This window comes from Rhodococcus mengyinensis (assembly GCF_048381435.1).
Lineage (GTDB): Bacteria > Actinomycetota > Actinomycetes > Mycobacteriales > Mycobacteriaceae > Rhodococcus_F > Rhodococcus_F opacus_D.
Window position 1 is genome coordinate 1 of the sequence record NZ_JBLWIT010000117.1, and the last position, 12132, is coordinate 12132.

6 protein-coding genes are annotated in these 12132 nt (G+C 69.4%); all 6 read right to left on the minus strand.

From position 1 onward, the window contains the following. Nucleotides 1–224: 224 nt before the first annotated feature. The 6 genes from ACNJ7E_RS26245 to ACNJ7E_RS26270 all read right to left on the minus strand — a co-directional run bounded on the left by ACNJ7E_RS26245 (nt 225) and on the right by ACNJ7E_RS26270 (nt 12131). Nucleotides 225–806, minus strand: a complete 582-nt coding sequence (locus ACNJ7E_RS26245; protein WP_418340445.1) for a DUF6262 family protein — start codon at nt 804–806, stop codon at nt 225–227. Continuing rightward, the gene (locus ACNJ7E_RS26250) at nt 803–3409 is read right to left on the minus strand and encodes a site-specific integrase (protein WP_241962424.1); all 2607 of its coding nucleotides are present in this window, start codon (nt 3407–3409) and stop codon (nt 803–805) included. The genes ACNJ7E_RS26245 and ACNJ7E_RS26250 overlap by 4 nt, the downstream gene beginning before the upstream one ends. Further along, on the minus strand, nt 3406–3993 hold the full coding sequence (locus ACNJ7E_RS26255; RefSeq protein WP_418340444.1) for a tyrosine-type recombinase/integrase: 588 nt from the start codon (nt 3991–3993) through the stop codon (nt 3406–3408). The genes ACNJ7E_RS26250 and ACNJ7E_RS26255 overlap by 4 nt, the downstream gene beginning before the upstream one ends. After that, on the minus strand, nt 3956–10825 hold the full coding sequence (locus tag ACNJ7E_RS26260) for a DUF3072 domain-containing protein (protein WP_418341294.1): 6870 nt from the start codon (nt 10823–10825) through the stop codon (nt 3956–3958). The genes ACNJ7E_RS26255 and ACNJ7E_RS26260 overlap by 38 nt, the downstream gene beginning before the upstream one ends. A 119-nt stretch (nt 10826–10944) precedes the next feature. Continuing rightward, nucleotides 10945–11571, minus strand: a complete 627-nt coding sequence (locus tag ACNJ7E_RS26265) for a hypothetical protein (protein WP_418341295.1) — start codon at nt 11569–11571, stop codon at nt 10945–10947. A 197-nt stretch (nt 11572–11768) separates the two neighbouring features. Further along, complete coding sequence (locus tag ACNJ7E_RS26270) at nt 11769–12131, minus strand: type II toxin-antitoxin system HicB family antitoxin (protein ID WP_012691867.1); 363 nt, start codon at nt 12129–12131, stop codon at nt 11769–11771. Nucleotide 12132: the final 1 nt, after the last annotated feature.

Consider the following 12132-nt stretch of genomic DNA (forward strand, 5'->3'; position numbering starts at 1 on the left):
TTTACCGACCGCGGACGCCCGGATACGCCTTTGACCTGCGAGTATGCGTAGTTTACATGTTCGCGATGATGGCTTGGGTTTGGCGGCGCGGCGTGTCGGATCGAGTTTTGCGCGTAGGGGGCCGGGTTGGTCGAATCCCGAATTCGTCCCGCGAAGATGGTTCGGGATTGCGGGGAGTTCGACGGTCTGGCAGGTGGGCGGATCAGAGCGTGCCGGAGTGGTGATCATGGGCGAGTCCGTGCATCGGCCAGTTGTGCTTCGAGGTCGGCGATTCGCCTGTCTTGGAACCGCAGGTTGGAACGCGCGGCTGTCAATCGCTCGTCGAGGCCGCGGTTGTCGCCGGCGAGTTGGTGGACGCGTTGTTTGAGCGTGGTGTTCTCGGTGGTGACGCGCTGGATGGATTCCTCGGTCCATTCGGCTTCCAGGTCACGGATGCGGCCGAGGAGTTCGCCGATGCGGGTGCGTTGAGTCAGGATTTCGGTGTTGGCGGACTTGAGTCCGTGCTCGGCGTTGAGGGCCCGCTCGCGCCAGGTCGCCTCCTGCCGATCGTCGGGTTCGTCGCGAGGTTGGTGATGTTGTTCGCCTGCTGCGGCTTTCGCTGCGTCGATCGCGGTTCTGGCCTCGGCGTTGGTGTAGAGAAACGTTCGAGAAACTCGTGCGTGGCGGGCGACGGCGGCCGTGCTGACGGGGGTTCGTTCGCGGCGGAGCCGGGCGATGGCGTCGTGGACGCGGTCCACGGCGGCTTGGGTGGCGCGTCGGCGGGAGGCCAGCGCCGCGGCGGTGCGTGGCTGAGCCGGGGTGCTCATGCGTCGGTTTCTCCTTCGCTGTGGTCGTTCTCGGCGTGCGCGGCATCGGTGAGGTCGGCGGCGCGGAAGGCGACCGTCCAGACGCGGTGGAAGTAGTCCTGGGGTTTGCGCAGGTCGACCGCGAGTGCCTGGTCGAGGAGGCCGAGCCCTGCCAGGGCTTTCTCGAGTCCGTCGATGGCGCGGGCGGTGGGTTCGAAATGTTGGTGCAGGTAGTCGGCGGTGGCGTCGTCGGGTGCACCCTCGGCGAGTTGCCGCCATTGCTCGCGTTTGCGCCGCCAATACAGCAGGTCCGCGCCGGACAGGACGAACTTGTCGCAGTTGTGGCAGTCCAGGTTCCAGGGGCAGCTGCCGCCGTCGACGACGGGCTGGAAGGTGCAGAACCCGCCCTCGGCGGGGGTGCTGCGCCGCGACAGGTCGACCGCCAACGCCTGCGCCTGCTCACGGGTCATGGGTGTAGCGTCTCCGGCGAGGAATTCGCCGGGGCTGACCGCGCCGGGACCGGCGACCCAGACGTGCGCCAGCACCTCCTCGAGGTCTGAATTCGACAGGTGCACATAGTGTTCGGCCATTCGGTCGCTGACCTGACCCAGGTAGGTGCGGATGTGGGTGAGGGACGCGCCGGCGCGCAGCAGATTGGTCGCCAGGGAGTGTCTCGCCTGGTGGGGAACGGCAGGGCCGATGTCGAGGGAGTCGACCCATTCTTTGAACCGGCGGTGGAACCATTGCCTGCTGATCGACATGCTGCCGTCGGGGTTGAGGCGGGTGGCCGGGAACAATGCCATGCGTGCGCTTTCGGTGTCGGTGGGCCGGCGGCCGTGTTCGGCGATGAACCGGTCCATGGTCTTGCGTTTCCGCTCGGCGAGCAGGTCGTGGAGTCGTTGGGGGATGCGGATGGCGGCGTCGTAGTTGCCGACCTTGGTCTGGTCGTGCCAGAACATCGGCAGTCCGCCGTAGCGGCCCAGGCAGTCCCATCGGACGCCGACCACCTCGCCGATGCGGCGGCCGGTGATGACGGTGGTCTCCCAGATGTCGCGTAGTCCGCGGTCGAGCGGATCATGGATGTCGGCGAGGCGACGCAGGTTGTCGGGGTCGGCCAGGGCCCGGGCGACCTCGTCGGGGAACGGGCGGCGTGGGGTTCGCCCGGTGGTCGCTCCGGCGGTGGGGACGGCGACGATGAATTCGCGGCGCAGCCCGATCCGGTCGGCGCTGCCGTCGTCGAGGGCTTCCCGCAGTATCTTGCGGACGGCGTTGAACACCAGTGACCGTGTCGTGGTGGTCACGGTGCTGGCCGACCCGTCGGGGCGTTTCACTGCCAGCGACGCCAGGCCGTCGCGTTCGCGGCGGCGTTGGTCGGCGACGAACCGGCGCATGTGCTCGGTGCCGAGCACTCGTGGGTCGTGGCCGCCGTCCGGGGCGTCGATCTCGAGAAACGCTCCCAGTTCCACTGCTGCCCTGCGGGTTGCGTCGAACACGCCGCCGGTGCGGGGGCAGCGCGCAGAGGCCAGCAGGCCGGCCAGGTGGTCCCAGGTGAGGTCGCGCAGCCAGCGTTGGCCGATGTCGGTCAGATCGAAGTGGCTGCCCCGATGCGGGAACCGGACCCCAAAGTGATCGGTTTCGAGGAACCCGGCGTCCTTGGTGTCGGCCGGGGTGAAGTAGACCAGCCGCAGCTCGCGTTGCACTTCCTTGATGATCGCCGCGGCCGGTACCGGGGCCTCACCCGCGCTGCGGTCGAAGTCGGTCAGGGTGTCCAGTTCCAGGGCGCGGCAGGTGGTTACCAGCGAGCGGATCCATCCGAGATCCCAGCGTTGGGGCCGGGCGCGCCGGGCGTGGATGAAAAGGCCCCACTTGAGCTCCGCGCGCACCAACGGCCGCAACCCGAGCAGGTTGATCTGCCCGCGGAACGGCGGCGCTGCCGCGGCGGCGCACCACCGTCGGAATTCCTGCTCGTCGTCGTAGCCGACCGGGACCCGCCGGCCGTTGTTCTCGTAGCGGTGCCACCAGCTGCGCGGCAGTGCCGCGCCGCCGGGCTTGCCGTCTCGGGTGTAGCGGGCGCCGTGGCGAGAACACAGTCCCAACGGTGAGTCCGCCCGGTTGCCACACACCACCACCTGGCATGGCCCGTATCCGGGCAGCGCCTGCTGCCCGGTCAGCCACGTCTCGAAGTCGCAGCCTGCGCCTTCCGCCTTGCGGTCGCGGAGCCAGCGCATCGAGTGCGCTCGGCACAATTGTTGATCGGTCTGGGCGACCGGGCGGTCCGGACAGAGCCGACACGCGGCGTCGGCGACCCGGACGTGACGTGCCAATCCCGTCGCCGCGCTCAGGAACGCGGCCTTCCCGACACCATGTGCCCGCTCACGCGCCCACTGCTCACGATGCTGACCACACAGATCCAGGCCAGCGCTGGCGGGCCGCTCACAGTCGGCGACAAGACATTCCCACCGATAAACCGGATGACCCGGCGGAACCTCGATCACGTCGGGACGGAAGATCGGGTCGAACGACGGGCCGTTGATCAGCGCGGTCAGGATCTCCAGTCGGTCACGGCCCTCCCGGTCGTCTGGCTGTGTGAGGGCGGCCGGCAACAGTCCGATCGGGGCGTTCACCGCTGCCCTCCCCAGACCTGCCGCAGCGCTGCGTCGAATGCCGGGTCGTGCACGTCGATATGCCCGTAGACCTCGCCGACCATCGCCGCCGATGCCCAGCCGCCCGCGTCGCGGGCGATCAACAGGTTGCCCTTCGAGGCGTCGAGCACGGCACTGGTGAAGGAGTGCCGGAATTGGTGTGGTCGCACCTTTCCCAGTCCCGCGCGGTCTCCGGCCCGCGCCAGCATCCGGCGAGCGGCCACCGGCGCCCACGGCCGCCCCGCCGCGGCGCCGTGCAATTGCACCAGCAGCATTCCGTGATCTGTTCCACCACAAGGGTATTCGCCGGTGATGTAGTCGAAGTAGGTGTGGATCATCGCCGGGCTGACCCGCTTGACCAGGCCGCCGGTGATCACGCCGTCGTCGACGCGCCACGGATGCTTCGTCTTGGCCTCGGCCCGGTTCGGATTGTCCGGCCGGTGACACACGTGCAGGTGCGGTGCCCGGCACTGCCCGCAGTCCGCATCCTCGCGCAGATGCAGGTCGACCAGATGCAGCCCGCACAACTCACCGATCCGCAAGCCGGCATCTCCAAGCCAGGTCACCACCATGGCGTCCCGCGCCGAATTCATCACCGGCAGAAGAGCGTCCCGCGCCCCGTCCGGCAGCATCTTCGGATGTCGCCGCCGCGGCCCGGTCGGCGCCAGCGGATTCGCCGGCAGCGATGTCGCAACATGCCCCAGAAACGAGCGCCGCCGGTCCGCCCGGGTCGGCAGTCGGCGTTTGTCCAGGCCCGCGCCCAACTCCGGATTCATCCCCAGCGCGGCCTGATGCAGGTAGAACCCCTTCACGCACGCCGCCGCGGTCGTCAGTGCGGCATGCCCGTACGGGCGTTTGCCGACCCGCCACGGCTCGCCCAACGGCATCGCCACCTCGGCGCCGACGATGCCCATGTACCGCTCCAGATCCCGCAGCACCACCTTGTCCAACGTCAGGCACTCGCGTTCCAGCCAGCGCAGATGATCCACCAACAAGTAGGCATACGTCCGCTGCGTGCCCGACCCGTCGAAACAGCGCAGGAACCGGTCCGCCTCCCGATGCTCGCGCCCGTCCGGCCAGACGATCGTCCACGATCGCCGCCCGCCGGCGCGGTCGATCCGCTGAACCCGGAGGTCCCCGACCACCATTCGCAACACCACACGCCCTCCAAATCTCGACCCGAACATGACGGACATCCCGATCCGTGGTCGGTAAACAACCACGGGATGTCGGTGAAGTCACGCAGGACGAACGGCGTGTACGGATATATCTGCGGTCGGTAATGTCGAGAAACAGGTAGTCACAGCCGGTTTGCTCGAACGAGAACCCGACGTCCTTGGAGTCGGCGTTGATCTTCTTCTCGAGCTTGTCCTGCCACCGCTTCTTGGCCTTCTCGATCTCCTTGATCGTGTTCTGTCCGGTAGCGGCCTCGCGGGCTTCCTCGAGCTTGGTGATCTCGTCGGCGATGTAGGCGGCCTGGGTGTCGACCGAGCACTGCATCTTGGTGAAGGCCGGCTCGGGGACGATCACCAGATCCCAGTCCTGGGAGGCCGATTGCGCCATGAACAGTTGCCGGTCGGCGCGAGATTTGAAGTCGTCGCCGACCAGCACCCGGGCACCGGGATAGGCGTCGGCGACCTCGCGGCCCCACTGGTCGATGAGGTGGTTCGGGACCACCACCCAGGGCTGTTTGATCTGCCCGAGGCGGCGCATCTCCATCGCGCACATCGTGATCGACCAGGTCTTGCCGGTGCCGACGGTGTGGTCGAGGAGCACCGACGGTTCGTTGATCTGCCGCACCGCGACGGCGGCCTGGTGCGGATGCGGTGCGATCCGCAGGCCGGGGAAGGTGCGGCCCTGCCCGTTGTAGGCGGGGTCGACGAAGGAGTTGAACCGGTCGTTGAACACTCGGGTCAACTCGGCGGTGCGGGCCGGGTCGTTGAACAGCCAGTCCCCGAACGCCGTTTCGAGCATCTCGGCCCGCTGTTGCAGTTCCTCGGTGAGCTCTTCGTGGAACCGCGGCTTGGGGGAGTGCTCGAGTTCGGCCTCGGTCTTCAGCACCCGGATGGGCTGGTTGTTGGCGATCTTCTCCAGCAACGACAACCCGTCGACGCCGCGCCGGTCCCCGGCGGTTTCGTACGGCAGCCCGTACGGGTCGGTGTACTGGTCGCCGGCGATCGTGAAGTCCCAGGAGGCGGTGATGGGGGAGTACTCGACCGCGATGCGGGTGTCCGGGTGCACCGAGAACGCTTCCCGGATGAACTGCGCGTACATCGGGGTCGGCACCCAGTTCGCGCCGGGGCGGACGGTGATGTTGGTCGGATCCAGATCCGCCGGGATCACCTGCCGCAGTGCGTCGACCGCGCCGGTGTAGAGCTGCGGGTCCTGTCTGGCGGCGGCTTCGGTGGCCGCCAACTTCTCCCGCACGTTTCCGGACAGGAACCTCGGGGCCGGGATCAGCTCGGTCGGGTCTTCCGGGTTGGGGAAGACCAGCCCGGCGAGTTGGTCACGGGCGGCGTCGATGTCGATGCCCACCAGCCCGGAGATCCGGTCCAGGTCGACCTGCCCGGTCTCGTCCAAGCTGACTGCCAGCGCTTCGGCGACGTCCTGGGCGGTTTCCGCTCGCTGCGGCGGGGTGATGACGTCCTCGGTGAAGATCTTCGACTTCCGCGCCTGCTGGGTGTCCTCGTCGAAGATTTCGATGCTGCGGACCAGCTGGATCGCCGGGTCGTAGCGGATGGCGCCCTCGAGGTGCCGCATCTTCTTCCACGGCGGGTTCGGCTCGGATGCCTCCGCTAGCAGCCGGGCGGCGACGTCCTCGGGCAGTGCCCCGGTGACCGGGCCGGTCTCGTCGCCGTTGTTGGTCCGCCACTTCTTCTCCAGGTCGGCGAAGCGTTTGTCGATGACCTTCTGCGTCGCCGGGCCCGGAGTGACCCAGGTGAACCGGTTGAGCGCTCCGTACTTGCGCGCATACCCGTCGTACTGGCGGTTCAGCTGCGCCCGCAGCCGGTTCTTGGTGTCCTCGTCGCCGCCGGTGCGCTGGGCGTCGACGAGGTCGGTGACCGTGCCGGCCATGGCGAGCGTGGACTTCCACTGGGCGGTGCGGGCCTTGTCGATCTTCGACGGCACCGGCATCCACCGGCCGCCGAGGGAGAGCTGCTCGAACATCAGGGTCTCGTCGTTGAACCGCACCGATCCCGGAACCTCGGTGATCGCGGCTTCTTCCGCAGTGACCAGCCCGGCCTGATCGAGCATCGGGTCGGCGGCCGGCTGTTCGGCGTCCTGCCCGAGCCCCGCCCTCTTCGCGGTGTCGACGATGGAGCTCAGCCGGTCACGGACCTGGGTGGCCAACGGGCGGGACGGGTCGGCGGTCACCTTCAAGGTGGCCGCCGAGTACATGCCCGACCCGACCCCGAGTTCGCCGAGCACGTTCTCCGGGTGGGCCAGGAAGTAGTCGTTGACCTGGATCTCACCGCCTGGCAGTTCAGCCTTCGAGGTGGTGATCCACTGCTCGGTCGCCGTTGCCGGTGCGCGGCCGGCCTCGCGGCGGCGGAAGATCAGCAGGTCGGTGACCACATCGGTACCGGCCTGCCGGTCGAATGCCTTGGTCGGCAACCGCAGTGCGCCGACCAGGTCACCGAGTTCGGCGATTTCCTCGCGGGCCTTGGTCCGCTGGGCGTCGGAGGTGAAAGCGCTGGTGATGACCGCGACGTAACCACCGGTTTCGGTCAGTGCCAGGGACTTGCGGAGGAAGTGGTTGTGAATGGTCAGCCCGGACGGGTTGTGCAGCGGGTCGCCGACCGCGAAGTTGCCGAACGGGACGTTGCCGATCACCGCGGTGAAGGCGCCCTCGTCGGGGGAGAACTTCTCGAATCCGTGGCCCCGGATCTGGTGCCCCGGATACAGGTGGTGTGCGATCCGGGCGGTCATCGGGTCCAGCTCCACCCCGACCATCCGGGTGCCCTTCGGGGCGTGACCGATGAAGTTGCCGGCCCCACAGCCCGGTTCGAGGACCCGGCCGCCGGTGAACCCGGCTCTGCCCAGCGCAGACCACATCTCGGCCGCGATCGCCGGATCGGTGTAGTGGGCGTTGAGGGTGGAGGCGCGGGCGGCGTCGATCTCCGGCGGGGTCAGCACGGCGGAGAGGTCGGTGCGGAGCTCGTCCCACTCCGGCTTGCGCTTGTCGAAGATGTCCGGGACCGCACCCCACCCGGACCAGGCGGCAAGGATCCGCTGTTCGGGCGGGGTCGCTGCCCGGTTTTCGTCGCCGAGCTGGTGCACCAGGCGGATCGCGTCGATGTTCGCCCGGGCGCGGGCCTTTGCCCCGGACGGGGCCAATACCTCGGCGCCGAGGACGAAGTTCGCGGCCGTCGCCTCCGACCGGTCCGGGACCGGCAGGGCGGCGACCGGCGACGCGTCGGCTGCGGGTTCGTTCTCGGTGTCCCGCACGGCGTGGTCTCGGGTGTCGTGCTCACCGGTGATGCTCGCGGTGACCTCGGTCGCCGCAGCCGACTCGGTGCGCCGTCCGGTGCGGGCGGCGGTGATCGCCTCGGCGAGGGTTGCCGTGATGACCGGTTCGGCGTCGCCGCGGCTGACCTGCCAGTCCTTGGTGCGCCACCGGTAATTGACCTGCGCCCGGTCCTGGCCGGGTTCGCCGACAAGGTATTCCGAGTCCCGCAGCGCCTCGAGATCTGCCGGTCCGGTCGCCGCGGTGAACAGGTCGTCGGGCTCACGGGCGCTGGTGTGCAGGGTGTCGAACGCCTGATGGGCGATGTCCAGGCGCAACAGCTCCGAGGTGTCGAGTCCGTGGGCGCGGCAGGCTGCCGCCAGGTCGCGGTGGTCGCGCTCGAACTCGGTGAGGACGCGGCCGCGCAGCTCCCGGCAGCCCTGCGAGGTCAAGAACCCGGTCCGGTTCAGGCTCGGGTGCAGCGATGTTGCGGCCGCGGCAAACACCTCGTCCTGGCTCAGTGCCCGCCCGGTGATCTCGGCGAACCGGCCGCGGGCCTGTTCGGCAGTAAGGCCTTCCCGGACCGGGCCCGCGCTGGTGTCGCGGCCTGAGGTCGTGGTGCGGCGCACCGCGGGCAGGTGATGCCCGCCCCACAACTCTCGGCTGTTACCGCCGTCGGTGGTGACCTCCCACACGGGGGTGCCGGTGTGCAGGGTGAACCGGTGCACCTGGGTGCGGGGACGGCCCGTCGCCACGAAGGTGTTGATGTCGCGGGCGAGCCAGTCGGTGGCCTTGTCGCGGTAAGTGTCCCCGAGTGCGCCCAGGAGCGGGCCCCGGACCTCGGCGGTGAGCCACTGGTGACCGCCGTGGTCGTCGATCACCGCTGCGAGGTCCGGGCGGCCGGTGAGGCGGTCGGCGAGGTCTGCGGCGGCGGCCTCGAGGACGACGCTGGTCCGTTTGCTCACCAGGGTGCTCGCCGCCAAGGCCACCACCAGCGGGTCCTGACGTAGCTCGCCCTGGGCCCAGTCCCGCCACTTCTCGACGTCGGCGGCGCGGTCGTCGATGCTCCCGGCCGCCTGCCACGCGCGCAGGCTGGCGTCCGGGATCAGAACCCGGGCGCCGGCGGCCGCCTGCTCGGCCTCGGCCACGACGGCGTCATCGGCGCCGTCGAGCATCAGGGCGGTGTGCACGCGCTGGGCATCGAGCCAGGCGTGGATCTTCTCCCGGTCCGGGATCTCGTCGCCGGCCTCCACGACAGCCTCAGGCGCGTCCGCCGCGGTGGCCGTGACCTCGGCGGCCGCCACGTCAGCCTCGACGGCCGGAGCGGCCTCCGGTGCGGGTGCGGCCAGCTCGGGGGAGGTCTTGACCGCCTCGTGGACCGTGTCGAGGGTGGCGGCGATGTTGTCGTGCAGCCAGTGCGCCGCCGCCTGGTACTGCGGGTCGGCGGAGTCGACGGACAGCAGCCAGTCGCTGACGGTGTGGTTGAGCAGCCGGTGTCGGCCGACGCTGAGGAAGTCCTCGGGTCGTCGCCGCAGCACCTGCAGGCGGGGGTGGGTGACCATCTCGGCCTGGAGGTCGGTGAGGACCTCGTCCTCACGTTCGCGCGCCCACTCGGTTCGGGCGCCGTTCCAGCCGCGGTTCCAGTCGGTGAAGATCTGCTCGGTGCGTGGGTCACCGACCGGGACGCCGTCGAGCGCGGCGCGGACTCGCGGGTCCGCCGCCGGAATGGGGGCTCCGCCGCTCAGGCCGTGTTCGGTCCAGGCGGCGCGGCCGATCTGCCGCCAGTCCACCGGATCGGTGCGGTGGCTGTTGGCGTGCACCCGGGTCAGGGTGTCCTCGACCAGTTGCTGCCGCTCGGTTTCGGTTTCGGGGCCGGCGGCGGCGGTGACGGTGTCGATCGCCTGCTGCACCGGCAGTGCGGCGGTGAACTGCTCGGCCGGGCCGATTGCGGCTTCGGCGACGGCCGGGTCGGCTTCGAGTGCGGTGACCGCGGCGTCGGCGGCGGTGCGGTCGCGATTGTGCTGCGCCCAGAGGCGGGCGGGCAGCTGTGCGGCGGCAGCCTGCCAGTGCGCCGGGTCGTCGAGAGCGGCGCGGGCGACGGCCGCGACCTGCGGGTCCTCGCTCACCACCTGCTCGACCAGACCGGCCTGCACCTCGTCATGGGCGCGGCGCATGGCCCAGGACGTGAACTGCTCAAAGGTGTTCGACTGCGCTCCGGCGGCCAGGTTGAGGTCCTCGTCCGCCATCACCTGCCCGGTGATCTCGTCGAGCAACGCGGTGACGTCCTCGGCGGGGGCGGTGGGTTCGCGCTGGGCGGTGAACTCGGCAACCAGCTCCCGCAGCGGCCGCCGACCCGCGAGGTTCTCCGTGTCCGGTGCCGGGGTGGGCGTTTGCGGTGGTCGGTGCTCCCGGTCCGCCTTCTGTGCCGCGAGGTGGTCGCGGATCAGCGCGGAGCGCTCACGTGCCTGCCCCGGCGACAGCGGCGGTCCGGTGTGCTCGGCGCGCTCGTCCCGCGCCCGTTGCGATTCCGCTTCGGCCAGGATGCGGGCGATCTCCGGATCAGAGGCGTCGGCGACCTTCCCGGACCGGGCGCGCAGCATCTTGATCTGCTCGTCGGCCCGGCCGATCGTCAGGTCGTCGGCCCGGCCGATCGTCAGGTCGTCGGGCAGTCGCACCGGCAACCCACGCCTACGCCGCAAGGTGCGCAGATACGACTGCTGGCGGTCGGTCGCGGGCCGATCCCGCCAGGTCCGGCGCGGCGGCCGTACTCGGCTGACCGCGGCGACATCCACCCCGTCGACGTCGTAGCCGGCATCAGTGCACACCTGCCGGGCACGCTCGGCCGCGTCGCGGGCCTCGTGAGCATCGGCCGACACCCGCTCGACCCGGGCCGCCATCCGGTCCGCGGTCGTGGTCAGGTCCTCGATCAGCTCCGGATCGGTGCCCAGCAACGCCGCCTCGGCGACCTGAGCCTGGACCTGTTTGGTGGCCTCGCGCAGGGTCCGGACCTTCTGCCGCAGCGCGTCGGCGTCCCGCTGGGCGCGGGCGTAGGCGATGAGCTCCGCCGGGACTACACCACTCGGTTCCCCACGGCCTTCGACGCCTTGATCTGCTCGTCGATCATCTGCGCCAGCTCGTCGGCCAGCGGGTCCGTTGCCGTCAGCGGTGTTGTCTCGTTGTCCTCCATCCGTTGCGCGATCAGCGCCGCCGCGTACCCCTGGAACGCGTCCGGTTCGCTCGGCCACACCCGGTCGACCACCTGCCACGCCAACGGCGGGATCTCCACCATCGACGTCCGCCACCGATCCGGGTCGCGGGCCTGGCGCTTCGCCGCGATCTCCGCCTCGATCCGCTGCTCGATCTTCAGCTCCCGGGCGATCTGCTCCTCGCTGATCTCCGGCACCTGCGAGTACAGCTCCTCGGTCAGCACTGCCTCCCTGCTGTCGTGCTCGGCCTGCGCGATCAGCTGATGGGTCGTCATCACGTCCGGATCCTGCCCCGGATGCTCGGCCTTCCAATTCCGCACCAGATACCCCTGGCCGCCCCCGACTCGCTGCACCACCAGCTCCGAGAGCCGCGCTGCCTCCTCGTCGAACTGCGCCGTCAACTGTGCCTCCGTCGCGCCCGGGTCCACGCCCAGATGCTCCCGCCAGATCCGCTCCACTTCCGCGCGAATCGTCGGATCGAACTCCGCCATCGTCGTTTCCTCCCTGGATGATGTGCTCGCTGCGTTCGCTCAACCGTCTGGCCCCTCTCATGCGCTGCCACGCGAAGCGTGACCTTCCCGTGCGCCCATTCGTTGGACACAAAGCACATGAAGCCTATGACGGATTTCGCGAAAGTACTTGCAGCACAAAGTTGTTAAAGTTCTACAACTTTGCCTGCGGCCTTCCCTCAGGCGGCGCCGGCGGCCGCCGACCGAGGCGCAGCCGGAGCCGTGATCTTCTGGTTGACCAGCATGTTGAGCGAGACACCCTGTTCCTCGGCTTCGATCGCCAAGGTCCGGTGCACCTGCGGGGAAGTACGCACCATGAACTTGCCGCTGTAGGGACGGTCCGCGATCGGGACCGGTGGTTGCTCGCCGGTCAACGTCATGTCCTCGAGCACTTCACGGACGACGCCGATGACACCGTCGAGTGCCTCGGCCTGCGTTTCCGCCAGCCAGGACAACGACGGGAATTCGGCGACGGCCCCGACGAACTCGCCGTCGTCTTCCGACCAGGTCACCCGATAGGTGTAGTGCGATGCGTCAGCCATT

What these genes read in the sequence shown, in the direction of transcription:
- ACNJ7E_RS26245 (WP_418340445.1), bottom strand. Translation starts at nt 806, where the DNA reads ATGAGCACCCCGGCTCAGCCACGCACCGCCGCGGCGCTGGCCTCCCGC.
- ACNJ7E_RS26265 (WP_418341295.1), bottom strand. Translation starts at nt 11,571, where the DNA reads ATGGCGGAGTTCGATCCGACGATTCGCGCGGAAGTGGAGCGGATCTGG.
- ACNJ7E_RS26270 (WP_012691867.1), bottom strand. Translation starts at nt 12,131, where the DNA reads ATGGCTGACGCATCGCACTACACCTATCGGGTGACCTGGTCGGAAGAC.